The following is a 25,425-nucleotide window of genomic DNA, read 5'->3' as shown; positions in this document are numbered from 1 at the left end:
GAGTGTCCGTGCAGGAAAGTGTGCCGATCATAGAGGCACCGTACGGCCCTATCCAGCGGCGTCGCCGTGCGGGGCACGGGACTTCGGCGTGCTGACGCCTCCTCGATCACGTACCGCGCGATCGTTTCTGCACAGCTCTGAGCAGCGGAAGCCTGCTGTTGATCTCCTGTGATCGGTCGTGACGTTCTGTAGGCATGTGGGTGAACCCCGCGGGTCACCGGCTTGCCGTAGTGCTCACTCGTGTGGGGCACCGGAACAGGGCATTAGTAAGACAATCCCCTCAGGGTGGGACGAGATGGTACGAATCCACCACCGGAGGTCGATGTGCGGCGACAGCAGACACCCGGGGGAGTGGAACGCTCCCCGATGAGAAGCACGGCGGCCGCGCTCACCTCCATGACGGCGCTCGCCGCCATGTCCCTCGTCGCGGGTCCCGCGGTCGCCGATCCGGGGGCCGCCCCGTGCGCCCTGACCCGCACGTCGGCCCACCACTCCCTCGGCCTGGACACCTGGAACCGCGCCTATCCCAGGCCCGTGCGCACCCTCAACGCGGTCATGGTCTTCCTCTCCTTCCCCGATCACGGCACCACGCTGACGACGGACCAGCTGACCGGCGACTACTTCCCCGCGACCAGCGACTTCTTCGAGCGGGCCTCCTACGGGAGGTTCCGGCTGGTCCCGCACCCGCAGAAGCAGTGGATCCGGATGCCGAAGCCGTCCACGGCGTACGGGATACAGCGTGACTGGGCCGCCGAGGACCGGGCGGCGTACCTGCGGGACGCGGTTGCGGCCGCCGACCGCGAGGTGGACTTCTCGCAGTACGACATCGTGTACTTCATCGCCGACCCGGACGCGCCCGGCGTGGACTCGGACGCCACCAAGGTCGTCAACTTCGACCGTCCGATCAGGGCGGACGGGAAGGACCTGCGGCGGATCGTGACCGTCTTCGAGCGGCACCCCCCGGACCGCAACGTACTGGCGCACGAGACCGGCCACGTTTTCGACCTGCCCGACCTCTACCACCGGCCGACGGACGGCAAGGGCGACTGGGACACGTACGTCGGCGACTGGGACGTCATGGGCAGCCAGTTCGGCATGGCGCCGGACCTGTTCGCCTGGCACAAGTGGAAGCTCGGCTGGCTGGACGCCTCGCAGGTGGACTGCGTGCAGTCGGGCTCCTCGCTGCACACCCTGCTGCCGCTGGCCCAGGCCCCGGCGCCGGGTGCGACGGGCGGGACCCGGCTCGCGGTGATCCGCACCGGAACCGGCAGTGCGATCGCGGTCGAGGCGCGGGGCTCCGCCGGCAACGACGGGGACACCTGCACCGAGGGCGTCCTGGTCTACCGGGTGCGCAACGAGGCCGCGTCGGGCGGCGGGCCGATCGAGGTCCTCGACGGGCATCCGGGCACGGAGGCGTGCTGGGACCGCTCGGTGTACCCGCCGCTCGCGGACGCGCCGCTGGAGGTGGGCGAGGCGTTCACGGTGCCGGGGGAGCGGATCAGGATCGAAGTGGCGGACCGCACACCGTCGGGCGCGTACACGGTCAAGATCACGACCTAGTGCGGCGGTGCGGCACGACGAAGAAGGCCCCCACTTGCGTGGAGGCCTTCTTCCGTCTGTGCGCCGCCAGGGACTCGAACCCCGGACCCGCTGATTAAGAGTCAGCTGCTCTAACCAACTGAGCTAGCGGCGCTTGCTGACGAGGAAGACATTAGCAGGGAGATGGCCGGAAGGAAAAATCGATATCCGCAGCTCGGGCGGCGCGGACGTACGCCCACAGGAGCGCCTCCGGTCCCGGCAGCCAGGGGGTGCGGGTGTCGGGGGCGACGAGCCAGCGGGACGGGCCGGGGGTGGCGGCCAGCGGCGGCACGGTGACGGCGTCACCGTGGCCGTGGCACAGCGGCGCGGGAACGGAACTGCCCCACTCTCCCCCTGACTGCGTCGGAGGGTCCCCCACCCACGCGAGCAGCGCGGGCAGGCGGTGCGCGGTCCCGGTCGCGGCGAACAGCAGCATCCGTCCCCGGTGCACGGCGACGGGCCCGGAGCCGGGGCCCTCGGCCCAGAGCAGGTCGAGCATGCGGCGCCCGAGGACGACCGGGACGCTGACGACGTCGAAGGCGGTCCCGCAGGGCAGCACGGCCGGCGCGGTGGCCCGGGCCTCCCAGAGCTCCAGGGTGCGGTGCGGGTGCGCGGACGCGGAGGCGAGCCAGGCGGCGCCCTGGGGGGTGACGTGGGTGGCGGTGCGTGCGTCGAGGGTGGGGCAGGCGGGTGCCGTCGTCAGCGTCGTCATACGGACCGGTCTACCCGGCGTAGCGAATCGGTTTCCGGGAGTTACGGAAAATCCGGACAGGGTGGGGGGTGATGGGCTATGTTGCGCCCCGCATATGCCAGGTGTGAGATCCGTCGCATCCGAGGGGGCCGCCGGGTGCGGCCGAGCCGGGCCTATGCGCTTTCCGGGCCCGCCTCGCGCCGGAGGGATTCGCCGAACTCGATCATCTTGTACGCGTAGTCCTCGGTCCACTCCGCCCGCGCGGCGATCTCCGCCGCCGGCAGCCGGTCGAACCGGCGGGGATCGGCGAGCTGCGCGGCGGCCAGCGCCTGGAACTCCACCGCCCGCTCCTGCGCCGCCCGGAAGGCGAGCGTCAGCTCGGTGGCGCGGGCCAGCAGCTCGCGCGGATCCTCGATCGACTCCAGGTCGAAGAAGTGCTCCGGGTCCGTGGCGGCCTCCGAGGGCTCGAAGAGCAGCGGCGCGGGCCGCGGCTTCCGCTCGGTCGTCCGCTCGGGCTCTGCCATGCCTGTCCTCCTGGTGCGCGTTCGGGATCCTTCCGGGCCACCCTCCATTGTCCAACGTCGCGCAAGAGCGCCACTCCCCGGTCGTGGCGGGCTCTTCGGCGGTCCTGGGCGGTCCCGGGCGGTCCTGCGCGGTGCTGCGCGCAGGCCGGTCAGCGCGTGAAGCCGGCGATCCGGGAGTGGATCGTGACGGTGGCGCCGCCGAGGAGAGCGGCCTTGGCGCGCAGCCGGTCGTGCAGGGAAGGGCCGACGCTCCCGTACACGTCGATGGAGCGCATGCGGATCAGGGGGACGAAGGCGCGGAACTTCGGCCCGCCCAGCTCCATGTGGAGCTCCAGCGACGCCGCGTCGGGGTGGACCGCCACCAGGGTCATGGTGGCCGTCGGCTCGTCGACGTAGAAGTGGTAGGCGAGCAGCTGCGGTTCGACCACGTCGACGAAGGCCGCCAGATCGCGCATCGCGGCCTTCGCGTCGTCGAGCCGACCGGGCAGGACGTCGGAGCGGTCGACGTAGTAGATCTTGTCCAGGATGGCCATGGCCCGACGCTAGCCGGGGTCGGGCGGCCACCCCCGGGCGGCGCGCGGGGCCGCGACGCGCCCCGGGGCCTCCGCGGCCCCCGCTCCCGCGGCTACGGCCGCCAGGCCACCCGGTGCTCCGCGAGGTGGGCCAGGACCGAGTGGTTGGCCTCCCAGCCGTCCGGGAACTTCACCGTCACGCCCAACTGGACCGGTTCCGTGGACGGATGGTCGTCCAGCAGCTGGGCGATGCCCGCCCGGGCCACGACCACGCAGGCGTGCCGGTGCCGCGAGGCCAGCACGCACAGACGGCCCGTCTCCAGGTGGAACGCCGTCGCGTCCGGGCGGCCCGACAGCGGGTGCAGCACCACCGTGAGGTCGTACTCCCGCCCTTGGAGCCGGTTCGCGGTGTCCACGGTGACCCCGGTGACGCCCAGGTCCGCCAGGGCGGCGCGGACGGCCGACGCCTGGTCCCGGTGCGCGGTGCCGACCGCGATCCGGTCCGCGGTCAGCGGGGCCGGGGCGGCGGACTGCTCGTCCGTCGTCACCGCCCCCCGGTCCAGCGCGCGGCGGACCACCAGGGCCACCGCCCGGACCGCCTCCGGGTCGGTGCGCGGGGTGTGCCGCGCGGGCAGCTCCAGCAGGCCCCAGCCCGCCTCGGCGGCCTCGTCCAGCACCCGGTCCGGACCCGAGCCGTCGCCCGCGACCCCGTACGACAGCCGCCGCTCACCGGGGCCCGTACCGCTGCGGAACTGCGTGTACGGGTAGAACGCGCGGGAGACCAGCGGCGCGGCCGTCGCCGGGAGCCGCCAGGACACCGGCAGCCGGTGCTGCGGCAGTTGCGGGTTGTGGGCGAGGAGGGTGCTGACGGCGCTGGCCGACGGGTCGTACGAAAGGCCCGCCCACTGCTCTGCGCCGACCACGCTGAACGGGTCCAACTGCCCCGGGTCGCCCACGAACAGCGCGCGCTCGAACAGCCCCGCCACGGCCAGCAGCGCGTCCGAGCGCATCTGGTACGCCTCGTCGACGATGGCGTGCTCCCAGGGCTCCGTGTCCTTCACGTACGCCCACTTCGCCGCCGTCGAGATGGTGATCGGCAGCTCCGCGAGGTCCCCCGGCTTGGCCGAGAGCGTGACCGACGGGAGCTCCCGCAGCGCCGGGTCGTACGCGTCGCCGTCGCTGCTGTGCAGCCGGCCGACCTTCAGCTCCGGATCCTTGTCCGCGAGCCGCAGCACCAGGTCGTCGACCTGCGCGTTGGTCTGCGCGACCACCATCAGCCGGCGCCCGGCCGCGGCCAGTTCCCGGGCGGCCCGCACCACGAGCGTGGACTTGCCGGCCCCCGGAGGGGAGTCGACGACCACGCCCCGCTCGCTCCCGTGCAGGGTGTCGCGCAGGATGGCGGCGGTCGCCTCGGCGGCGGCCGCGCCCGGGTCGAATGCGGTGCTCACAGGATGTCCTCGGCGGTCACGGGGTCGGGCGCGGTGTCGGGCGGCGCGGTGGCGGTCGACGATGCCGGGGGTCCGCCGTGCGTCCACGGCGTCCGCTCCGGGTCCGGCAGCTTCGGGCCGCCGCGCGCGTCGTGCTCGAACAGCGTCCAGCAGACCCGGTCGCCCTTCTCCGGCACCGAGCCCGGCTCCGGCTCCCGGCCGCGGCCCATCTTGTCCAGCAGCCGCAGCACCAGCCGCCCGTCCTCATCGAAGCGGACGAACTGCGCGGCCTGCGGGCGCCCCTCCAGCGACCGGAACACCTTGCCGCCGCCCTCCGCGAGCTGCGGACGGTCCTCCGTCGCCACCGTCACCAGCGGGCGCGGACTCGGCCGCTTCGACTCCGTCCACTCCATCACGACCTCGGTGACCTCGCCCGCGAAGGCCTCGCCCGCCAGCCGCCGGCCCGCCATCACCAGCGGGTCGTCCAGCGCCTCCTGGGCGTCGAGGCGCACCTGCTCGGTCTCCCGCGTCGCCAGCTTCTGCGCCGCCGTCACCGCGTCGTCGCGGCGCGGCTGCGGCGGCTCGCCCGCCCGGACCCGGTCCCGGTGGCCGGTGTACGACCAGCGGTCCCGGGTCCAGCGCTCCTCGGCCCGCTCCCCGGGCTCCAGCGCGCGCAGCAGCTCCAGCGACTGCCACACGGCCCGCCAGGTGGGCCGCATCTGCTCCGCGACGAGCTCGCGCACGGCCGCCTCGGCGCGCGCCACGGCCCGCGGGTCGCCGTCGGTGCGCGCCGCGTCGTAGCGGGCCATCGCCGGGGCGAGCAGTTTGTTGTCGAAGGCCGGGTCGGTGGCCGGTCCGGCGGGCGGGACCAGCAGCTGCCCGTCGCGGTCGCGGCCCAGTTCGGCGCGCAGCGCGGCCGCCGCCCCCGTTTCCCCCTCGGGCGGCGCTATCCACGACAGCAGGGCGCCCAGGTGCTGGTCCTCCAGACTGCTCTGCCCGGTGGCCCAGTGCCGTGAGAGCAGCTCCGTCGCGGCCAGCAGCATCGAGGCCCCGGGGACCCGGGAGCGCTCGCCGAGGTGCGTGAACCAGCGGCCCAGCAGCGGGACCCGCGTGGGCACCGGGTACGGATTCTCCGGATCCTCCTCCGCCGTCCGCCGGAACCGCATCGACCGGCCCAGGAGGCGTACGTACTCGATGCCGGCCCGACTCGGCACGATCAGCTGCGGCGCGTCCAGGCACAGCTCGGCGGCGACCTTGCTCTTCGCGCCGGTCTCCGGGTCGGTCTCGGTCCGCTCGACGTACTCGACGTCGTCCGCGTACGCGTCCACGTAGGGCAGGACCGTCTCCGCGAGGTCCGCCAGGAACCTCCAGCGCAGGTCCCGGTCGCGCGGCTGCGGCACCACCAGCAGCCGCGGCTCCGCCGGGTCCGTGCCGACCAGCACGCCGAGCGGGGCCCCCGCCTCGCCCGCCGTCGTCAGCGGTACGAGGACCAACGGGCGCTCGCTCAGATGCCGGTGCCGTACGGTCGCCAGCGCCTCGGCCCGGCCCGTCCGGACGGCCTGGAGGCGCGCGAGGGTGTTCAGGAGGGACATGCGGCGGCCTCCAGGGCCTCGGCGCGCAGCCGCGCCGCCCGGTGCAGCGCGGCCGCGGCGGGGTCGTCGGGGCCACCGCCGCCGGAAGCGGCCGCGAGGGCCTCCCCGACGGTGGTGAGCGCTCCGAGCTCCCCCCGTACGGAGCGCCCCAGTGCGGTCACCTCGTCGGCGGCGCGGGCCCGCTCGCGGCAGTGGAAGGCGAGCTCGCAGGCGGCCAGGCACTCGGGGGCGTAGGCGGCCGCGACCGCCGACACCGCGGCGGTCAGCTCCTCGGCGGGCAGCGAGGGGTCGAAGCCGAGCCCCTCGGGCAGGGCCGCGGCCAGTTCCTCGACCCGCGTCAGCCGCTCCAGCCTGCGCCGGGTCACGGCCCGCTCGCGGCGGACGTCGACGGGCGCGGCGGCGGGCAGGTTGGAGAAGTCCTTCGGGCAGACGAGCAGCACGGTGTGCCCGACCACGGCGGAGGCCAGCTTTCCGGCGGTCCTCTCCAGGGCCAGGACGTACACGGCGGCCTGCCGGGCGGCGGCGCCCACCTTCGCGGCGTCGGCGGCCCCGTCGATCATCGGGAACGACTTGATCTCCACGACGGTCCAGCGGCCGTCGGGGTGCACCACGACGGCGTCCGGCTCCAGGTAGGCGGGGGAGCCGGCCACCTCCAGGGCCAGCATCGGGTGGTCCAGCAGGGTCCAGGCGCCGGAGGCGGCCGCGGCGGCGGTCGCCTCGCGCAGCGCGAGGGCCGTGCGGGCGGCGCGGCCCTCCGGCCCGGCGGCGGTCAGGTCGGGGACGCGGGCGTCCGGGCCGGGCGGTTCCGCCCCGGCGCCCAGGTGCCGGTGGACCAGTTCCAGCAGGACGGCTCCGCCGTCGCCCTTGACCCTGGCCTCGAAGGAGTTCCCGCGGGCGATGGCGAACTGCGACTGGCCGAACGGGGCGGGCGAGCCCAGGGCCGCGGCCAGGGCCGTCTTGTCCACGCCGGCTCCGTCGAGCAGGGTGCGTCTGCCGCAGCCGGGGTTGGCGGCGAGCGCCGCCAGCGCACGGGCGTCGAGGGGACGGGGCGGCACGGCGGGGCCGCGCAGGTCAGCGAGCCGCTGCCGCAGTGTCGTCGTCGGAGGCGGGCCGCTGGGCGGGTAGGAGCTCACGGGCGGAAGTGTCCCATCCGCCACTGACAATCGTGGTCGTACCGCGAAAACCGGCTGCTCGGCCGGGCAGCCGGCGCGCGATCGCGTACCCGGCGGCCGTCACGGCGACCCCGGCGGCCGCGTCCAGGAAGTAGTGGTTGGCGGTGCCCATGACCACGAGCGCGGTGAGGGCCGGATAGGCGATGCCGAGTCCCCGCAGCAGCGGGCGGCGCCCGTAACGCCACAGCAGGACCCCGCACCACAGCGCCCAGCCGACGTGCAGGCTCGGCATGGCCGCGTACTGGTTGGTCAGGCCCCCGAGCCCGCGCGGGGCGCTGGCCTCGGCGCCCCACCAGCCGTAGCCGCTGTACTGGGCCATCGTGTCGGTGAACCCGTACGCGGGGTCCAGCAGCCGGGGCGGGCACGTGGGCATCAGGGTGAAGCCGACGAGCCCGAGGAGGGTGGAGACCACCAGCCAGGTACGGGCGCTGCGGTAGTGCCCCGGCCGGCACAGGTACAGCCAGACCAGCACCGCCGGGGTTGCGAGGTAGTGCAGGGAGGCGTAGACGAAGTCGGCGGGTATCCCGAGCAGCCCCTGATGGGAGAAGAGCCGGTTGAGGGGGTGTTCGAAGTCGATCCCCAGCAGCTCCTCGGTCCGGAGGATCGCGAGTCCGTGGCCGGTGGCGAGGTGCACGTCACCGCGGGCGAGGAGTCTGCCACCGGTGTACGCGCCGTAGACGAGTCCCAGGAGCAGCAGTTCGGCCCACCACCGGGTGGGCTTCTGCCGATCAGTCATACGGTGTAGGACGCTTGTGCGACTGGGTGGGTTGCCCGGTGTTCATGTGATGGATGATGTACGGACGACGCATTCGCCCGAACATGTACGAACCCGCATGAACCGTACGAACCCTTCGCACCGGGAGTATTTCCTATGGCCCCCCGCATCCTCCTGGCCCGCCACGGCCAGACGGCGTGGTCCCAGCTCGGCAAGCACACCGGACGCACGGACGTGCCCATGCTGGAGGAGGGCAGGCGGGGCGCGAAGCTGCTCGGCGAGCGGCTGGCCCGCGCCCCGTGGAACGGGCTGCCCGGCGTGGAGGTGCGCACCAGCCCCCTGGTCCGTGCGAGCGAGAGCTGCGACCTCGCGGGCTTCGGTGCCCGGGCGGAGCCGTGGGACGCGCTGATGGAGTGGGACTACGGCGACTACGAGGGCATGACCCCGGCGGAGATCCAGGCGATCCGCCCGGGCTGGCTGATCTGGCGCGACGGCGTCCCGGGCGGCGAGTCGGTGGCCGACGTCGCGGCCCGCGCCGACGAGGTCGTCTCCTGGGCCCGTTCGGCCGAGCACGACGTCCTGGTCTTCGCCCACGGCCACGTCCTGCGCACCCTGGCCGCCCGCTGGCTCGGCCTGGAGGCCTCCTTCGGCGCGCGCATCCGCCTGGAGCCCACGTCCCTCTCGGTCCTGGGCTGGGCGTACGGGGCCCCCGCGCTGGAGCGCTGGAACGACACGGGCCACCTGGACCTCTGACCGCCCGGCCCGAAGTCCCCTGCGGGCCCGGCCGCGTCGGAGCGGCGCGCCCGAAGTCCCGTACGGCCCGGCCGCGTCGGAGCGGCGCGGCCGAAGACCCGTACGGGCCCGGCCGCGTCGGAGCGGCGCGGCCGGGTGGGCCGGGTGGGTCGCGGCGGGTCAGGTCGAGGCGTGGCGGGCGAGGAAGGCCCCCACGCGGGGGCTGCGCTGGTGCGGGACCAGGGCGCGGGCCGTGCCCGAGAGCATGGACCGGATCCGCGTGGACTGGACCTCGGTGAGCAGGTCCAGGACCCGCCCGCCGGCCCAGGCCGCCTCGTCCGGGGCGCCCGCACGGGCCAGGTCGTCGGCCAGCTCGGCGGTGTAGAGGGCCACGTTCCGGGCGAAGTGCGGATCCTGCAGGTCCGCCGCGCGGCGGGCGTGCCGGGCCGCGCGGGCGTGCTCGCCGAGGGCCGCCCAGCACCGTGACTCCAGCGATTCCAGCTCGGCTTCGCCGAAGAAGGACATCCACTCCGGGTCCGCGGCGCTCTCGCCGCGCGAGAACTCCGTGTGCGCCCGGGTCAGCGCCTCCTCGCAGGCCCGGCGGTCGGCAAGGCCCGCCCAGCCGCCCGCCTCCCGCAGCGCGAGCAGCGACAGGAGCCGCGGGGAACCGAGGGAGCGGGCGGCGCGGCGGCCCGCCTGGGCCGCCCGTACCGATTCCCGGGGCCGGCCGCAGTCCCGGGCCAGGAAGGCCATGTTGCTGAAGGCGTGCGCCTCCAGGGCCGCGTCACCCGAGACCCGGGCCGTCGCCAGTGCCTCCGCGTAGTGCGAGCGGGCGTCGTCGAAGCGGCCGGAGTCGTGGGCCAGCCAGCCGACGGAGATGGCCAGTTCGCCGGCGCCCGCGTGCAGCCGGTCCTCGGTGGACTGCCGGGTGGCCCCGGCGTCCAGCAGCGCGTAGGCGGCGCGCAGGGGTTCGGCGGCCTTGCGGTAGAGGGCGTCGGCCCCGTGCCGGTCGTCCAGCAGCCGGATCTGGCGTACGGCCTCCTCGACCGCCGCCGCCTCGGACTCGCCGGCCCGGGAGGGCGGCCGACGGGTGTCGCCGAGCAGGGTGAGGCCGATCGTCGCGGCCGCCACGGTCGCGGAACCGCCCGCCATGAACGCGCGACGCAGCACGTCGCTCTCCTTGAGGGTGAAGGGGGCGGTGCGCTGCGCGGACCGGCCGCGGACCGCCTCGCGCGGGGAGAAGCCGAGGTCGGCCAGGGTCCGGCCGGGGAACATGTGCAGGAAGACCCGCTCGTAGGCGTAGTTGGGGCAGCGGATCTCGCCGGACTCGACCCGGCCGATGTAGCGGGCGTCGCAGGAAACCGTTTCTCCGATCTCCTTGGCGGCCCGGCGCACCATGGCCGCGAACTCGGCCGGGGAGTGCCGGCCGCGCAGTCGCCGGAACGTCTGATTGGGTGAGTGCGGGAACGCCGCCATGGACGTGGCCTCTCTGGCAAGGGACGCACCGCCGGTTCCGCGGGACACGGTCCGGGCCCGGCGCGCATGAACGTACCGCCGGAGGGGGCCCGTTGATGCGGTGTTTGGCTACAAAAGGGATATCTCACCCACGATCCGCCATGAACTGCCATCCTTTGCAGCGTCTTGCCGCCGCACCCGTTGACGTTTTGGCGCGTTGAGCCCATGCGGGGTGTGAGGTGGCTCCTCCCGCCCCGCTCGTACGCGAAGCAGGAGGGGTTCCCTTGGTGGAGGGCGGCATGGAGAGCACTGGAATGAACACCGCGCCCGTGTCTTCGGGCGTGTCCCCCGTCCCGGCCGTCGTGGCCACCGCGGTCGTCGTGGCCACCGCGGCCGTCCCGGCCGTCCCAGCCGTCGCCGTCGCTCCGGCCGCCGTCGCCGTGACGAGCGTGACGAGCGCCCCGGCCGACGCGCCGGACCTGGTGACCGTGCCCGCCCGGCAGGGCCTGGAGGCCGTGGACATCATCCGCCGCGCCGCGAGCCCGGCCGGCGGGGTCGGCCCGGTGCTGCACGACGGGTCCGGCGACACCCTCGGCTTCCTCGTCCCGCCCGGCACCGCCGACGCCTGGGACATGCCGGGCAGCGCCTGCACCCAGACCAACGGGCGCGGCATGCGCTTCGACGTGTCGCCCACCGCCGGGGACACCGGCTGGCTGCTCCCCCCGGACGCCGTCGGTCCGGTCACCGACCCGGAGGTGCTGCGGGCCGCGCTCGGCGAGGCCGCCCGCCTGATCGAGGCCGCGGACAACTGTCGCTGACCGGCGACAATGGTGGGGTGGCAGGCAAGGGCAAGGGCAGCAGCAGGCAGCGCGGGCGCGGGAACTCCGAGGCGGTCGTCGGGCAGGTGGACGGCGGCACGGCGGAGCTGGTTCCCGACCGGGAGCGCGCGGACGGCTGGACGCTGCTGATCGACGGAGCCCCGCAGTCGCACGTGGACCTCGGCGATCCGCAGTACCTGGACTTCGCCTACCAGCGGAGGATCGGCCACCTCATCGACCTCGTCGCGCCCGCCCGGCAGCCGCTGAACGTGGTGCACCTGGGCGGGGGCGCCTTCACCCTCGCGCGCTACACGGCCGCCGCCCGCCCCCGCTCGACCCAGCAGGTCGTGGAGATCGACGCCGCCCTGGTGGCCTTCGTACGGGAACACCTGCCGCTGGACCCGCAGGCGCGGGTCCGGGTCCGGGCGGTGGACGCGCGGGCCGGCCTGGCCAAGGTCCCGGACGGCTGGGCCGACCTGGTGATCGCCGACGTGTTCAGCGGCGCGCGCACCCCGGCGCACCTGACCAGCGCCGAGTTCCTGGACGACGTACGGCGGGCCCTCGCGCCCGGCGGGTGGTACGTGGCCAACCTCGCGGACGGCCCGCCGCTCGCGCACCTGAAGGGCCAGATCGCGACCGCCGCATCCCGCTTCGCGCACCTGGCGCTGGCCGCCGACCCGGTGGTGTGGCGGGGGAAACGATTCGGCAATGCGGTGCTGGTGGCCGCCGACCGGGAGCTGCCCGTCGCCGAGTTCACCCGCCGGGTGGCGAGCGACCCGCACCCCGGCCGGGTCGAGCACGGCCGCGGCCTCGCCGATTTCGCGGGCGGCGCGGCCCCCGTCGCGGACGCCTCGGCGGTGGCCTCGCCGGAGCCCCCGCCGTCGGTCTTCCGCTGAGCGCGGGGCCCCGCCGCGACCCGCCCTCGTTCGGACGACCTGGCGCTCCGACCACCGCGGAGGCGGGCAGGCCTCGCCGTGAGCGCCCCGGGCGGGGCCGCCCTGATCCCGACGACGGCTCCGGACGACGGCTCCGGACGACGGCCTAGCCCTCGTACGTCTCCACCATCGGCGGGTGGCCGTTCCAGGTGCAGAAGACCGACATCTCCCGGCCCGCCCTCGTGAAGGTGACCCGGATCCAGTACGGCTGCTTCCACACCTGCATCTGCCAGCCGGCGTCCGGCGTCGCCGACACCAGCTCGGCCGACGACGTCCCGAGGTCGAAGACCACCCGGCCACCGTTGACCGGGTAGGCCTTCACGCTGCCGGCATCCTCGCCGTCGCCCCGCTGCCCGTCCGGGCTCGGGCCCGGCGGGGCCGCCTTCGGCGACGGCTTCGCCGGGGAGGCCGCGGCGGACGGCGAACCCGACGGGGAGTCGGACGGGGACGGCGAAGCGGAAGCCGAGGCCGGATCCGGCGACGCCGTCGCGCCGTGCGTCGAGGAGGACAGCGGCCGCGTCGTCAACGGCACCGCCAGCGGCGGATCGTAGGCGGTTCCGGACATGACCGAGTGCACGCCCCACCAGGACAGCGTCACCGCCGCCCCGGTCGCCAGCGTCCAGGCGAGAGCATGAACAAGTCCTCGGTGCATCAGGGCACATACTGCACCACCCGTCCGGGAGGCGGACCGACACCCCGCCGGGTCCCCCGAATGGACTACGGTGCCGCCCATGGCAAGTGTGCTCGTGGTCGAGGACGACCAGTTCGTACGTTCGGCCCTGATCCGGCACCTGACCGAGGCCTCGCACACCGTGCGCAGCGTCGGTACGGCCCTGGAGGCGTTGCGCGAGGTCGCCCACCACCGGTTCGACGTGGTCATCCTCGACCTCGGGCTGCCCGACCTCGACGGGTCGGAGGCCCTGAAGATGCTGCGCGGCATCACCGACGTGCCGGTGATCATCGCCACCGCCCGCGACGACGAGGCCGAGATCGTCCGGCTCCTCAACGACGGCGCCGACGACTACCTGACCAAGCCGTTCTCCGTGGAGCACCTCTCCGCCCGGATGGCCGCCGTCCTGCGCCGCGCCCGCGCGGCCGCCGGGGCCGAACCGCCCTCGCGCGTCCTGCGCGTGGGCGGCCTCGCCATCGACCCGCTGCGGCGGCAGGCCGAGCTGGACGGCGTCGCGCTGGACCTGACCCGGCGGGAGTTCGACCTGCTGGCCTTCCTCGCCGGACGCCCCGGGGTGGTCGTGGCCCGGCGCGAGCTGCTCGCCGAGGTGTGGCAGCAGTCGTACGGGGACGACCAGACCATCGACGTGCACCTGTCGTGGCTTCGCCGCAAGCTGGGTGAGACGGCGGCCAACCCCCGCTACCTGCACACGCTCCGGGGGGTCGGCGTCAAGCTGGAGCCACCGCTGTGAGCGCGCCGGGCACGGTGAGCGTGCGATGAGGTGGGCGCTGGTCAAGGTGTGCCTCGCGGTCACGGCCATGGTGGTCGTGGCCTTTGCCGTACCGCTCGGGCTGGTCGTCCAGGAGATGGCCAGCGACCGCGCCTTCTCCAACGCCGAGCGGCAGGCCGCCACCATCGGGCCGACCCTGTCCATCACCACCGACCCGGTACAGCTGCGCAAGGCCGTGGAGTCCACGCAGACGGGCGCGGCCCGGCGGATGGCGGTCCACGTCCCGGCGGTCGGCGGCGACGCGCCGGTGGACATCGGCACCGGCCGGGCCGGGGCGCACGCCGTGGAGGAGACCCGGAGGATGGGCCGGGCGATGACGGCCCCGCTGGCCGGCGGGGGCTCGGCGCTGCTCCAGCCGACCGCGCTCGGGTCGGGGGACATCGCCGTCGTGGAGATCTTCGTACCCGAGAGCGAGGTCAGCAACGGCGTCGCGACGGCCTGGGTGGTCCTCGCGGGCGTGGGCCTGGCGCTGATCGTGGGCTCGGTGGCGGTCGCCGACCGGCTCGGCGCCCGGCTGGTCCGGCCGGCGGAGCGGCTCGCGGACGCCGCGCACCAGCTGGGGGAGGGCCGGCTGGGGGCGCGCGTGCAGGAGGCCGGGCCGAAGGAACTCCGCTCGGCGGCCGTCGCGTTCAACTCGATGGCGGACCAGGTGGTGGAACTCCTGGCCAACGAGCGGGAGCTGGCCGCCGACCTCTCGCACCGGCTGCGGACGCCGCTGACGGTGCTGCGGCTCAACGCGGCCTCGCTCGGCGACGGGCCGGCCGCGGAACAGACCCGGGCCGCGGTCGAGCAGCTGGAACGGGAGGTCGACACGATCATCCGTACGGCCCGCGAACAGCGCGCCCCCGCGTCTGCCGCGGGCGGGGCCGGGGCGGGCTGCGACGCCTCCGAGGTGATCCGCGACCGGATGGCGTTCTGGTCGGCGCTGGCGGAGGACGAGGGCCGCGAGGTGCGGCTCGCGGGGGTGGACCGTACGGTACGGCTCCCGGTCGCCCGTCCGGAGCTCGCGGCCGCCCTCGACGCCCTGCTGGGCAACGTGTTCCGGCACACCCCGGAGGGCACCCCGTTCGCCGTGGACGTCCACGACGCGGGGGACGCGGTCATCGTGCTCGTCTCGGACGCGGGCCCCGGGATCGCCGACCCGGACGCGGCGCTGCGGCGCGGCAACGACGGCGGGCGGGACGGCTCGACGGGCCTCGGCCTGGACATCGTGCGCCGCGTCGCGGAGTCGACGGGCGGGGACGTCCGGATCGGCCGGTCGATGCTGGGCGGGACCGAGGTCAGGGTGTGGATCGCCCTGGACGGCCGGGCGCGGGGCGGGGCGGACGGCGTACGGACGCGCCGGGGCCGCCGCAAACGCCGCGGCTGACAGGCCGGCACGGTGGTGAATTCCCGGCCGACGCACGGGCCTTGGCCGTGCGGCGGCGCCGGGCGGCATACCGTACGGGGTGCTGGGTTGTTCTTCGCTCCTTCCCCCGAACGGAATGGAACCGGTCATGCGCTACGCAGTCCTCGGCACCGGGATCGTCGGCCGCACGGTCGCCGCCCGCCTCGCCTCCCTCGGCCACGAGGTGGTGATCGGCACCCGGGACACCGGGGCGACCCTCGCCCGTACCGAGTACGCCGAATGGCAGCGGGCCCACCCGCAGGTCGGCCTCGCCTCCTTCGCGGATGCCGCACGCCACGGCGACGTCCTGGTCAACGCCACCGGCGGGCAGGTCAGCGTGACCGCCCTGAAAGAGGCGGACGCCGAACACCTCGACGGCAAGGTGCTGATCGACATCGCCAACCCGCTGGACTTCTCGCACGGGTTCCCGCCCACCCTCGACCCGGTCGACGACGACAGCCTCGGCGAGCTGCTCCAGCGGACGTTCCCACGGCTGCGGGTGGTCAAGACGCTGAACACGATGAACTGCCAGATCATGGTCGATCCGGCCCGGGTGCCTGGCGAGCACACCGTCTTCCTTTCGGGTGACGACGCCGACGCCAAGAAGTCCGTACGCGAACTGCTGTACTCCTTCGGCTGGCCGGAGGCGAGCGTGATCGACCTCGGCGGCATCGAGACGGCCCGCGGCACCGAGATGCTCCTGCCCATCTGGCTGCGCCTGATGGGCGCCCTCGGCCACACGGACTTCAACTTCCACATCCAGAGCGCGCCGCCGCAGACCGGCTGAGGGCCCGTCCGCCGCCGTCCGTCCCGGATGGACGCCGAGATGTTGCCGGTCCCCGGGGCCGCGCCGAATGTGGGCCCTGACGGAAGGAGTCAGGCATGAAGGTCATGCTCAGGGCCCACATGGACACGGTCGCCACCAACGAGGCCGTCAAGACCGGTGCCCTCCCGCACGCCGTGAAGAAGCTCATGGACACGGTCAAGCCCGAAGCCGCCTACTTCGGTCTCCACGAGGGCGTCCGGTCCTGCTGGATCGTCTTCGACCTTCAGGACAGTTCGGACCTCCCGCCGCTGCTGGAGGACCTGTTCGAGCAGAACGCGGAGGTGGAGGTGGCTCCGGTGATGGACGCGGCAGGACTGGCGAAGGGGCTCGCGGGGATGTCCGGTTCACCCGGCTGAGAACGCGACCCCCGGCCGGCGGCCGCCCACGCGAGCAGCGCGGAGGCGGCCGCCGCCGCGCACGCCACGGCGAACGCGGCCCGATGGCCGTACGCGCCGGCCAGTGGCCCGGCGGCCGCGGCGGCCAGCGCCTGGCCCATGATCAGGCTGCTTCCCGCCATCGTCATGGCCTCGCCCATCCGCTGGGGCGGAGCCGCCCGCTCGACGAGCCCGAACAGCGCGATCAGATGAGGGGCCACGGCCAGCCCGATCCCGGCGACGGCGCACGTCGCGCCGGGCAGCCCCGACACGGCGAGCAGCGGCACGGTCAGCGCCGCCTGCACGGCGATGGTCCGGCGCAGCCGTACGGAGAGGTCCGCGGCCCCCGGCCGGGCGACGGTCACGAAACCGGCGATCGAGCTGGTCACGGCCATCGACGCCCACACCAGCCCGGCGGCCCCCGGCGTGCCCAGTGAGTCGGCCAGGGCGTTGACCCCGGTGTTGGCCGCGCTCCACGCGGCGCCCTGCAGCACGGCCATGGCGCACAGCAGCGCGAGGTCCGGCGACCACAGCCGTACGTCGGCCCGCGTACCGGCGCGCGGGGCGGCCTGAGGGCCGGGCGCGCTCGGATGGACGGCGAACAGGGTCCCGAAGACCAGGATCAGCCCGGCTGCGAGCACGAGCGCGGAGGCCGGGTGCACGGTCACGGCCAGGATCCCGGCGAGGGCGGGCCCGAGCATGAACCCGATCTCGTCGAGGGTGGTGTCGAAGGACAGGACCGCGCCGAGCAGGGCCCCGTCCCCCCGCGCCAGGTGCACCCAGCGGGCCCGGGCCAGCGGGCCGACCTGGGGGACGGTGAGTCCGGCGGCGACGGCGAGCACGAGCCGGGCGGACAGCGGCAGTCCGCCGAGGACGGCCGCGACGAGGGCGGCGAGGACGACGGCGTTCGCACCGCAGGCGGCGAGGAGGACGGGGCGGTGGCCGCGCCGGTCGGCGAGCCGGCCGATGACCGGGCCGCCGAGGGCCTGGCCGAGCCAGAGGGCGGCCGCGACGGCCCCGGCGGCGCCGATGCCGTCGCGTTCGTTGACGAGCAGGAGCGTCCCGATGGGGCACAGCGCGGCGGGCAGTCGCGCGAGGAGCGCGTGGACGGGCAGGGCGGTCCCGCCGAGCGCGAAGACTCCGCGGAAGCCGCCGGGAGCGGCGGACGTGGATCCGGAACCGGATGCGGACACGGGGCAACCTCCATCCGCACGCCGACCCTCCCGTGTCTCCGGCGCGCTGCGTTGCCCGTTGGGCGGGACCGTATCCGGGGAACGTGCGCTTCGGTAGGCCCCGGGTGCCCGCGGGCCCGGACCGGGGGAGTCCGGTCGGGGGAGCTCAGCCGCCGGAGTTCAGGCGTTGGGCCTGGGATCGGCCGACCTCGGCGGCCCGGTGCAGGTAGTCGGCGATGACGGCGAGTTCGGAGTCGGAGTAGCTCTCCAGGACGGCGCCGAAGGCCCGGCCGGGGGTGTCCCAGGCCGCGCCGATCCGCTGTCGGGCCTCGGGGGCGAGGGAGACGAGGGAGCGGCGCCGGTCGTGGGGGTCGGCGTGCCGCTCGACGATGCCGGCCTTGACCAGCCGGTCGACGAGGCGGGTGGCGGAGCCCGAGGTCAGGCCGGTGAGGCGGGCGATGTCGCCGGTGCTGACGGGGCCGGGCTCCATGTCGAGGAGGGCGACGCACTGCATGTCGGTGGGGTGCAGGCCGACGTGGTCGGCCATCGCCTGGTTGAAGAGCGAGTAGTCGGCGTAGTGCCGCTGGCTCTCGGTGACGATGCGCGCGAGCAGCTCGGCGCGGCTCCACTGCTCGCGGGTCTCACTCGAACGAGGGGAATCGGTTGACATCGGCGTCTCCCTGCCTGAAATTTATCTGTGTGGCGCAGAATGTTTGTCGTGCAGAATCTGTGCCACGTTCATATCCTAGCGTGAAACACGCTCCGGAACAGGAAGCAGGAACCCGCCATGTCGATCCTCGTCACCGGCGCCCGCGGCGCCGTCGCCCGTGGCCTCGCCCCTCTCCTCGCCGCCCGCGACATCCCTCACCGCCTCGCCTCCCGGGCACCGGACACACCGGGCACGGTCCACTGCGACCTCGGCGATCCCTCGACCTTCCCCGCCGCCCTGGCCGGAATCCGGTCGGTCTTCCTCTACGCCGAGGCCTCCGCGATCGAAGCCTTCGTCAACGAGGCCGTCTCCGCAGGAGTCGAGCACGTCGTGCTCCTGTCCTCCTCCTCGGTGCTGGGCCCCGGCGCCGCCGACAGCCCGCTGGCCGCCGCTCATCTCGCCGTGGAAGAGACTCTGAAGGCCTCCCCGCTGCGCACCACCCTGCTGCGCCCCGGGGCGTTCGCGCGCAACGCCCTCGGCTGGGCCCGGTCGCTGAAGTCCGGCCGCCCGATCCGTCTGCCCTACCCGGGTTCCCACGGTGACCCGGTCCATGAGGCCGACCTCGCCGAGGCCGCGTCCGCCGTCCTCAGCGACCCGGCCCTCGGCGGGCGCGCCTACCACCTGACCGGCCCGCAGTCGCTGACGTTCGCGACGCAGCTCGCGATACTCGGCGGGGTCCTGGGAGCCCCGGTGCCCTTCGAGTCGGTGACCCCGCAGGAGTGGAAGTCCGAGGTCGACGGGTACATACCCGGCCCCTATGCCGACGCGCTCCTGGACTACTGGGCCGCCGGCGACGGCCTCCCGGTCCAGATCACCGACACCGTGGAGCACCTCACCGGGCACCCGGCCCGCAGCTTCGACACCTGGGCCCGGGACCACGCGGACGCCTTCCGGGGCTAGCCCGGCAGGGGCGCGGATCGCCGGGGAGGCGCCCGGGCCGGACAACGCAAAGGGCCCCGGTCCGCTTTCGCGTACCGGGGCCCTCTCGCAGGGTGAGTGACGGGACTTGAACCCGCGGCCACCTGGACCACAACCAGGTGCTCTACCAACTGAGCTACACCCACCATGTCCGGTCGGAAAACCGACCGGCCGAAGAAAAGGGTACAGGGTCCGGGAGGGTGCTCGCGCACTCCTTTTCCCCGCCCCGCCTCCGGAGGGTCCTGCCGGGTCCTATTCGGCGGACAGGGTGTGCTTGGCGGCGATCGCCCGGGCGGTGTCCGAGTCGGGCCCCGGCTGGGGCACGAAGACCGCCTCCCGGTAATAGCGCAGCTCGGCGATGGACTCCCTGATGTCCGCGAGCGCCCGGTGGTTGCCGTTCTTCGGCGGACTGTTGAAGTAGGCCCGCGGGTACCAGCGGCGCGCCAGCTCCTTCACCGAGGACACGTCCACGATCCGGTAGTGCAGGTGGCTCTCCAGCGCGGGCATGTCACGCAGCAGGAAACCGCGGTCGGTGCCGACCGAGTTCCCGCACAGCGGAGCCTTGCGGGGTTCCTTGACGTGTTCCCGTACATACGCCAGGACCTGGGCCTCGGCGTCCGCGAGGGTGATCCCGTCGGCCAGCTGGTCGAGCAGCCCGGAGGCGGTGTGCATCTCGCGCACCACGTCGGGCATGGTCTCCAGGGCCCTGTCCGGCGGGCGGATCACGAGGTCCACGCCTTCGCCGAGCACGTTGAGCTCCGAGTCGGTGACCAGTGCGGCCACCTCGATAAGTGCGTCGTCCGTCAACGAGAGCCCGGTCATCTCGCAGTCGATCCACACCATGCGATCGTTCATGCGGCCCAGCTTATGCGGATTATGCGGAAGGTCCCCCGCTTCGGTGAGGACCGATGCGGGGGACCTTCGTCGGGCAATGCCCCTGGCGGGGGCTACGCGTGCTCGCGCAGGACCCGGTTGGGGGCGTACAGCTCCGTCACCGTCGGGCCGGCCGCGGCCAGCGCCGCCGCCGCCCGCTGGGGCTGCGGGGTGCGCTGGTGCGGGAGCGGGCTCCCCGGCATCTCGGTCACCTGGGACACGTCGGCCTGCGGCCGGCGGGCCCGGTAGGCCGAGCGGTAGGCGGCCGGGGAGGACCCCAGCTGCCGCCGGAAGTGTCCGCGCAGGGCGACCGGCGAGCGGAACCCGCAGCGCCCGGCGACCTCGTCGACCGAGTAGTCGGAGGTCTCCAGCAGCCGCTGGGCCTGGAGCACCCGCTGGGTGATCAGCCACTGGAGCGGCGCGCTGCCGGTGAGCGAGCGGAACCGCCGGTCGAAGGTGCGCCGGCTCATGTACGCGCGGGCGGCGAGCGTCTCCACGTCGAACTGCTCGTGGAGGTGCTCCAGCGCCCAGGCGACGACCTCGGCGAGCGGGTCGGCGCCGATCTCCTCCGGCAGCGACCGGTCGAGGTAGCGCTCCTGGCCGCCCGTGCGCCGCGGCGGGACGACGAGCCGGCGGGCCAGTGCCCCGGCCGCCTCACTGCCGTGGTCCGTGCGCACGATGTGCAGGCACAGGTCGATTCCGGCCGCGGTGCCCGCGGACGTGAGCACGTCGCCGTCGTCGACGAACAGCTCGCGCGGATCGACATGGACGGACGGGTACCGCTTGGCCAGCGTCGGCGCGTACATCCAGTGCGTCGTCGCGGGCCGGCCGTCCAGCAGACCGGCGGCGGCGAGCACGAAGGCCCCCGTGCACAGTCCGACGATCCGGGCGCCCTCCTCGTGCGCCAGACGCAGTGCGTCGAGCGCCTCCGGCGGCGGCGGTGAAGTGATCGAGCGCCAGGCGGGAACGACGACCGTGCCTGCCCGGGCGATCGCCTCCAACCCGTACGGCGCGGTGAGCTCGAGTCCGCCGGTGGTCCGCAGCGGACCTTCCTCCCCGGCGCACACGAGCAGTCGATAGCGTGGAACTCCCGCGTCCTGCCGGTCGATGCCGAACACGGAAAGTGGAATGGAGCTCTCGAAGATCGGGCCGCCGCTGAACAGCAGCACCGCGACGATCTCCCTGCGGCGACGCCCCGCGAGTTTCCTGCCGGCGTCCGCAATGACGGCGGTGGAATCCTGGCTCATGGCTAAGCCCCCCTTGGGTGTCGCGACTCCTTGGTCTGGTCGCACCTGCACGTTTCCCCTCGGCCTTGCACGTGGATCCCCCGCCGTAAATACATGATCGAATCTACTGCGTCCCGTGGTGTCGGCGTGACAAGTTCAGCACGCAGCGCTATGTCGACTTGGCAACTTGGCGAAAAGCATTCGATCAGGAAGCCTTCCACTCCGCTACCGAAGTGGGAAGCTTGCCCTCCGGCCATGGCCAGTACCCGTAGGGTCTCCAGGCCCCCCTGGGTCTGTCGTCGCTGGTGGTGGAGGGGTTGAGGGGGCATTCCGGCAAGACCGGCACTGTTCCGGGAAGTTGGCTGAAAACATGCGGGTGTGGGTGTGCGAATCAGTCAGTCCCCTGAGGAAAATCCACCGGACGTGTAGCAGCCGCGGCGCGCCCGGCTCCCCGGACCGGGTCCGGAGCCGGCCCCGGTGCGCGAATGCCGGCGGCGCCCGGGGCCGGGCGGCACCCGCTCCTCCACGAGCACCAGGGCGGCGGCCCGCTCCGCCTTCTCCGAGTAGCGCAGCATCGCCCTGCACGCCGCGGTGACCGCGACCAGCCCGAGGGTCGCGACGGCGGCCCCGCCGAAGGAGGCTCCGTAGACGACGAGCACCACCGGCACGAGCAGGCAGCTGAAGGCGGCCCAGCGCACCACGTCACCCGCGGGGTCGTCGTGGGGGCGTCTGCCGGGCTGCACGGACGGGTGAACGGTCGGCTGAGCGGGCTGGACGGGGTGAACCGGATGGCCGGGCACGGCGTGCTCCCTGCGGGCTCTTCCTGGACGGTCGGACGCCTGTCCAACGGCGCGCGGCGGGGCTCGGTCACTGCGCGCACGGGTGGCGCGCGCGGCGGCCCGTCACTGCCTGTAGGGGACAGCGGCCATTGCCAAGGAGCCCTCGCTCCGGCATGCTCCCTGGGACGCTCTCCAAGGGCGGCATGCCCTGTGCAGGACAGGAGTGTCGCCGTACCCTGGTGGGTATGGGCTTGGGAAGATGCTTCCCGGACAGAGCTCCGTCACCCTGAGTCGTCATTTTTCAATCGGTACTTCCGCCCAATGTCGCCCCGTCGCCTTGTCCCTTCCCCCGAGGACCTCTTCGCCGAGACATCCATGGCCGGTCACGAATTCCACGAACCCGCGGACCGCAAGCGCAAACCGCTCGCCGACCACACGTCGAGCGACCTGCGCGCGGTGGAACAGACGCGTCATCCCTGCGATCCGGCCTTCCGGCACGGGGTCGTGGTGGGTTTCGACGGCTCCACGTCCAGTGAGCGAGCCCTGGCCTATGCGATCGGCATGGCCCGCCGCTCCGGATCCGGCCTGATCATCGTGCACGTGGCCAACCGGCTGCCCACCACCGTGTGGGCCGGCTGCGAGCCACCCGTCTTCGTGGACGTCCCGGACCACCGCACCGAGGTGCTGGGGCTGGAGCTCGCCTGCGCGGACTACCTGACCGAGGTGCCGTGGATCCTGGTCGAGCGGGGCGGGGACATCTGCCACGAGCTGGAGGAGGTCGGCCGGGAGTACTCGGCGGACGCCATCGTGGTCGGCTCCACCCACGGGATCGTCGGCCGGATCTTCGGGTCCGTGGCGGGCCGGCTGGCCAAGCGCGCACAGCGACCGGTTGTTGTCATTCCGTAACCCCCTGTATGTCGATTGTGCGGTTGTGAACCCCCATGTAAAGGGTAGATAAGTGCTGCTGGGACGCAGCAAACAACTGCAGATCGAAGGGAGCCCGCCGTGGACAATGGTGTCTCTGCGGGAAGCACGGCCTCGACCTCGACCCTCGGGAACATAGCCCTGGGTCTGACCCTTCTCGCATTCGGTATCGGCCACACCGCCATCGTCAGCGGCGTGTCCGCTGCCAACTCCGTGTCACTCGCGACCTACGTCGGCGGTCTCGCCCTGTTCGTCCTCGGAGTCCTGGAATTCCGCGGCGGCAACGGCTTCAACGGCACGGCGTTCGCGGGCCTCGGCGCCTTCTGGTTCACCTGGGCCTCGGGGGCGGACGGAAAGGTTTCGGCACACGCCGCCGGACTGTTCCTGGTCCTCTTCGCCCTGCTGGCGCTGACCCTCACCGTCAGCGCGTCGAGCGGACTCTTCGGTCAGGGCGCGTACGCCCTGCTCACCCTCTCCCTGCTGCTCCTCGCGGTCGGCTCCTTCGCGGACAGCGGCGGGCTCGCCAAGGCCGCAGGCTGGGCGGCCGCCGTTTCCGGCCTGATGTTCTGGTACGGCGCCACGGCGGCGCTGGCCCACTGGCCCATGGCACTGGGCAAGGCCTCCCGCAGGGGCGCGGTCGCCGCGGGCTGAGCGCCGCGGACCGGCCGGGTCGGCGTGCCGGCGTACGGGAACGGCCCCCGGGGGAATCCCGGGGGCCGTTCCATGCGCCGAGCGGGCGCGCCCCGTCGGCTACTCGACGGTGACGGACTTCGCCAGGTTGCGCGGCTTGTCGATGTCCCGGCCCAGGGCCAGGGCCGTGTGGTACGCCAGCAGCTGCAGCGGGATGCCCATCAGGATCGGGTCGAGCTCGTCCTCGTTCTTGGGCACGACGATCGTGTGGTCGGCCTTCTCCTGCTCACGGTGGGCGACCGCCAGGATCCGGCCGCTGCGGGCCTTGATCTCCTCCAGCGCGGCGCGGTTCTTCTCCAGCAGGTCGTCGTCCGGGACGATCGCGACCGTCGGCATCGCCGGCTCGATGAGCGCGAGCGGGCCGTGCTTGAGCTCGGAGGCCGGGTAGGCCTCGGCGTGGATGTAGGAGATCTCCTTCAGCTTGAGGGAGGCCTCCAGGGCCACCGGGTAGCCGCGGACGCGGCCGATGAACATCATCGACTTGGCCTCCGCGTACTCGGCCGCCAGCTTCTTGATGTCCTCTTCGCCCTCGAGGATCTCCTGGATCTGCGCCGGCAGCTTGCGCAGGCCCTCGATGATCCGCTTGCCGTCGGTGACCGACAGGTCCCGGATCCGGCCGAGGTGCACGGCGAGCAGCGCGAAGGCCACGACCGTGTTGGTGAAGCACTTGGTGGAGACGACGCAGACCTCGGGACCGGCGTGCACGTACACGCCGCCGTCGGCCTCGCGGGCGATGGCGGAGCCCACCACGTTGACGACGCCGAGGACGCGGGCGCCCTTGCGCTTGAGCTCCTGCACGGCGGCCAGCACGTCGTACGTCTCGCCGGACTGGGAGACGGCGATGTACAGGGTGTCGGGGTCCACGACCGGGTTGCGGTAGCGGAACTCGGAGGCCGGCTCGGCGTCCGCGGGGATGCGGGCCATGCTCTCGATGAGGCCGGCGCCGATCATGCCCGCGTGGTACGAGGTGCCGCAGCCCAGGATCTTGACGCGGCGGATGCCGCGCGCCTCGCGCGGGTCCAGGTTCAGGCCGCCCAGGTGCACGGTGTTGAAGCGGTCGTCGATCCGGCCGCGCAGCACGCGGTCGACCGCGTCGGGCTGCTCGGAGATCTCCTTGTGCATGTAGGTGTCGTGGCCGCCCATGTCGTACGAGGCGGCCTCCCACTCCACGGTCTCCGGGGTGGCGGTGGTCTTCGTGCCGCTGGTGGTGTAGGTGCGGAAGTCGTCGGCCTTGAGGGTGGCCATCTCGCCGTCGCCCAGGGTCACGACCTGGCGGGTGTGGGCGATCAGCGCGGCCACGTCGGAGGCGACGAGCATCTCCTTCTCGCCGATGCCGAGGATGACGGGCGAGCCGTTGCGGGCCACGACGATGCGGTCGGCGAAGTCGTCGTGCATGACGGCGATCCCGTACGTGCCCTCGATCGCCTTGACGGCCTCGCGGACCTTCTCCTCGAGGGTGTCGGCCTGGGAGCGGGCGATCAGGTGGACGATCACCTCGGTGTCGGTCTCCGAGACGAACACGACGCCCTCGGACTCCAGCTTGGCGCGGAGCTCGGCGGCGTTGTCGACGATGCCGTTGTGGACGACCGCGACCTTGCTCTCGGGGTCCAGGTGCGGGTGCGAGTTGATGTCGCTCGGCGCGCCGTGGGTGGCCCAGCGGGTGTGGGCGATGCCGGTGGTGCCGGCGAAGCGCTTGGGCACCCGGGACTCCAGCTCGCGGACACGGCCCTTGGCCTTGACCACCTTGAGCGCGGGGGACTTCGGGCTGTTGACGACGATGCCCGCGGAGTCGTACCCGCGGTACTCCAGTCGCTGCAGGCCTTCCAGCAGCAGCGGTGCCACGTCACGCTTGCCGATGTAACCCACGATTCCGCACATAAAGTCTTGCCCCTCCTGAAGTTCGGTTGCCCTTGCCGCTCTTGTCGCCGCGCCTGCC

At 73.4% G+C, this 25,425-nt stretch carries 24 protein-coding genes, 2 tRNA genes and 2 pseudogenes; 11 read left to right on the top strand and 17 right to left on the bottom strand.

What is annotated here, in order from left to right:
• Nucleotides 1–366: 366 nt before the first annotated feature.
• The gene (locus tag ACIPK4_RS03330) at nt 367–1,560 is read left to right on the top strand and encodes a M6 family metalloprotease domain-containing protein (RefSeq protein ID WP_082410136.1); all 1,194 of its coding nucleotides are present in this window, start codon (nt 367–369) and stop codon (nt 1,558–1,560) included.
• Between the two features lie 59 nt (nt 1,561–1,619).
• Here ACIPK4_RS03330 and ACIPK4_RS03325 read toward each other — a convergent pair.
• The 8 genes and pseudogenes from ACIPK4_RS03325 to ACIPK4_RS03290 form a co-directional block, all read right to left on the bottom strand.
• A tRNA-Lys gene (locus ACIPK4_RS03325) sits at nt 1,620–1,693 on the bottom strand.
• Nucleotides 1,684–2,290: pseudogene (locus ACIPK4_RS03320) on the bottom strand (bifunctional DNA primase/polymerase). Before ACIPK4_RS03320 ends, ACIPK4_RS03325 begins: the two are co-directional and overlap by 10 nt.
• Nucleotides 2,291–2,442: 152 nt before the next feature.
• On the bottom strand, nt 2,443–2,793 hold the full coding sequence (locus tag ACIPK4_RS03315) for a hypothetical protein (protein WP_054220759.1): 351 nt from the start codon (nt 2,791–2,793) through the stop codon (nt 2,443–2,445).
• Between the two features lie 149 nt (nt 2,794–2,942).
• Entirely contained in the window at nt 2,943–3,326 is a 384-nt protein-coding gene (locus ACIPK4_RS03310; RefSeq protein ID WP_402308950.1) for a hypothetical protein, read from the bottom strand.
• 92 nt (nt 3,327–3,418) lie between these two features.
• Nucleotides 3,419–4,753, bottom strand: a complete 1,335-nt coding sequence (locus tag ACIPK4_RS03305; RefSeq protein ID WP_402308948.1) for an AAA domain-containing protein — start codon at nt 4,751–4,753, stop codon at nt 3,419–3,421.
• The gene (locus ACIPK4_RS03300) at nt 4,750–6,324 is read right to left on the bottom strand and encodes a hypothetical protein (RefSeq protein WP_402308947.1); all 1,575 of its coding nucleotides are present in this window, start codon (nt 6,322–6,324) and stop codon (nt 4,750–4,752) included. The genes ACIPK4_RS03305 and ACIPK4_RS03300 overlap by 4 nt, the downstream gene beginning before the upstream one ends.
• Nucleotides 6,312–7,457 (bottom strand): hypothetical protein, encoded by a 1,146-nt coding sequence (locus ACIPK4_RS03295; protein WP_107095808.1) that lies wholly within the window; start codon nt 7,455–7,457, stop codon nt 6,312–6,314. Before ACIPK4_RS03295 ends, ACIPK4_RS03300 begins: the two co-directional genes overlap by 13 nt.
• A complete protein-coding gene (locus ACIPK4_RS03290; RefSeq protein ID WP_402308944.1) occupies nt 7,396–8,232 on the bottom strand; it encodes a phosphatase PAP2 family protein in 837 nt (278 codons plus the stop codon). The genes ACIPK4_RS03295 and ACIPK4_RS03290 overlap by 62 nt, the downstream gene beginning before the upstream one ends.
• Nucleotides 8,233–8,367: 135 nt before the next feature.
• On the opposite strand from ACIPK4_RS03290, the gene ACIPK4_RS03285 reads away from it, so the two are divergent.
• Entirely contained in the window at nt 8,368–8,964 is a 597-nt protein-coding gene (locus tag ACIPK4_RS03285; protein WP_054220764.1) for a histidine phosphatase family protein, read from the top strand.
• 159 nt (nt 8,965–9,123) lie between these two features.
• On the opposite strand, the gene ACIPK4_RS03280 is transcribed toward ACIPK4_RS03285, so the two are convergent.
• On the bottom strand, nt 9,124–10,419 hold the full coding sequence (locus ACIPK4_RS03280; protein ID WP_402308942.1) for a tetratricopeptide repeat protein: 1,296 nt from the start codon (nt 10,417–10,419) through the stop codon (nt 9,124–9,126).
• Between the two features lie 278 nt (nt 10,420–10,697).
• On the opposite strand from ACIPK4_RS03280, the gene ACIPK4_RS03275 reads away from it, so the two are divergent.
• Both ACIPK4_RS03275 and ACIPK4_RS03270 read left to right on the top strand, forming a co-directional pair.
• Complete coding sequence (locus ACIPK4_RS03275) at nt 10,698–11,216, top strand: hypothetical protein (protein WP_402308940.1); 519 nt, start codon at nt 10,698–10,700, stop codon at nt 11,214–11,216.
• 17 nt (nt 11,217–11,233) lie between these two features.
• Complete coding sequence (locus ACIPK4_RS03270; protein WP_402308938.1) at nt 11,234–12,112, top strand: spermidine synthase; 879 nt, start codon at nt 11,234–11,236, stop codon at nt 12,110–12,112.
• 145 nt (nt 12,113–12,257) lie between these two features.
• On the opposite strand, the gene ACIPK4_RS03265 is transcribed toward ACIPK4_RS03270, so the two are convergent.
• Complete coding sequence (locus ACIPK4_RS03265) at nt 12,258–12,803, bottom strand: hypothetical protein (protein WP_402308936.1); 546 nt, start codon at nt 12,801–12,803, stop codon at nt 12,258–12,260.
• Nucleotides 12,804–12,882: 79 nt separating this feature from the next.
• On the opposite strand from ACIPK4_RS03265, the gene ACIPK4_RS03260 reads away from it, so the two are divergent.
• The 4 genes from ACIPK4_RS03260 (at nt 12,883) to ACIPK4_RS03245 (ending at nt 16,180) form a co-directional block, all read left to right on the top strand.
• Nucleotides 12,883–13,572 carry a response regulator transcription factor gene (locus ACIPK4_RS03260; RefSeq protein ID WP_082410138.1) on the top strand — a complete coding sequence of 230 codons (690 nt, stop codon included), beginning with the start codon at nt 12,883–12,885 and terminating at the stop codon, nt 13,570–13,572.
• A 25-nt stretch (nt 13,573–13,597) separates the two neighbouring features.
• On the top strand, nt 13,598–14,980 hold the full coding sequence (locus tag ACIPK4_RS03255; RefSeq protein ID WP_402308934.1) for a sensor histidine kinase: 1,383 nt from the start codon (nt 13,598–13,600) through the stop codon (nt 14,978–14,980).
• A 127-nt stretch (nt 14,981–15,107) separates the two neighbouring features.
• Nucleotides 15,108–15,785 (top strand): NADPH-dependent F420 reductase, encoded by a 678-nt coding sequence (locus ACIPK4_RS03250; protein ID WP_402308933.1) that lies wholly within the window; start codon nt 15,108–15,110, stop codon nt 15,783–15,785.
• Nucleotides 15,786–15,880: 95 nt separating this feature from the next.
• Complete coding sequence (locus ACIPK4_RS03245; protein WP_402308932.1) at nt 15,881–16,180, top strand: hypothetical protein; 300 nt, start codon at nt 15,881–15,883, stop codon at nt 16,178–16,180.
• Nucleotides 16,181–16,347: 167 nt separating this feature from the next.
• Here the strand turns inward: ACIPK4_RS03245 and ACIPK4_RS03240 are convergent.
• Nucleotides 16,348–17,391, bottom strand: a pseudogene (locus ACIPK4_RS03240) (MFS transporter); the annotation flags it as partial.
• 145 nt (nt 17,392–17,536) lie between these two features.
• Entirely contained in the window at nt 17,537–18,040 is a 504-nt protein-coding gene (locus tag ACIPK4_RS03235) for a MarR family winged helix-turn-helix transcriptional regulator (RefSeq protein WP_402308930.1), read from the bottom strand.
• A 117-nt stretch (nt 18,041–18,157) separates the two neighbouring features.
• Between ACIPK4_RS03235 and ACIPK4_RS03230 the strand changes: the two genes are divergently transcribed.
• A complete protein-coding gene (locus ACIPK4_RS03230) occupies nt 18,158–18,979 on the top strand; it encodes an NAD(P)H-binding protein (RefSeq protein ID WP_402308929.1) in 822 nt (273 codons plus the stop codon).
• A gap of 91 nt (nt 18,980–19,070) precedes the next feature.
• Here ACIPK4_RS03230 and ACIPK4_RS03225 read toward each other — a convergent pair.
• The 4 genes from ACIPK4_RS03225 to ACIPK4_RS03210 form a co-directional block, all read right to left on the bottom strand.
• Nucleotides 19,071–19,143 (bottom strand) — tRNA-His (locus ACIPK4_RS03225).
• 106 nt (nt 19,144–19,249) lie between these two features.
• Nucleotides 19,250–19,852, bottom strand: a complete 603-nt coding sequence (gene orn / locus ACIPK4_RS03220) for an oligoribonuclease (RefSeq protein ID WP_054220774.1) — start codon at nt 19,850–19,852, stop codon at nt 19,250–19,252.
• 92 nt (nt 19,853–19,944) lie between these two features.
• Complete coding sequence (locus ACIPK4_RS03215; protein ID WP_054220775.1) at nt 19,945–21,117, bottom strand: helix-turn-helix domain-containing protein; 1,173 nt, start codon at nt 21,115–21,117, stop codon at nt 19,945–19,947.
• Between the two features lie 374 nt (nt 21,118–21,491).
• Nucleotides 21,492–21,839: a hypothetical protein gene (locus ACIPK4_RS03210; protein WP_402308928.1), complete on the bottom strand. Its 348-nt coding sequence runs from the start codon at nt 21,837–21,839 to the stop codon at nt 21,492–21,494.
• A 411-nt stretch (nt 21,840–22,250) separates the two neighbouring features.
• Between ACIPK4_RS03210 and ACIPK4_RS03205 the strand changes: the two genes are divergently transcribed.
• Nucleotides 22,251–22,781, top strand: coding sequence for a universal stress protein (locus ACIPK4_RS03205; protein WP_054220776.1), 531 nt, complete (start codon nt 22,251–22,253; stop codon nt 22,779–22,781).
• A 99-nt stretch (nt 22,782–22,880) separates the two neighbouring features.
• On the top strand, nt 22,881–23,450 hold the full coding sequence (locus ACIPK4_RS03200) for a GPR1/FUN34/YaaH family transporter (protein ID WP_402308927.1): 570 nt from the start codon (nt 22,881–22,883) through the stop codon (nt 23,448–23,450).
• 99 nt (nt 23,451–23,549) lie between these two features.
• On the opposite strand, the gene glmS is transcribed toward ACIPK4_RS03200, so the two are convergent.
• Nucleotides 23,550–25,367 (bottom strand): glutamine--fructose-6-phosphate transaminase (isomerizing), encoded by a 1,818-nt coding sequence (glmS, locus tag ACIPK4_RS03195; protein ID WP_054220778.1) that lies wholly within the window; start codon nt 25,365–25,367, stop codon nt 23,550–23,552.
• Between the last annotated feature and the right edge of the window lie 58 nt (nt 25,368–25,425).

It is taken from the genome of Streptomyces sp. NPDC086989 (assembly GCF_044745505.1).
GTDB lineage: Bacteria > Actinomycetota > Actinomycetes > Streptomycetales > Streptomycetaceae > Streptomyces.
The sequence above is the reverse complement of the archived record's forward strand: the minus strand, read 5'-3'. Positions and strand labels throughout refer to the sequence as shown.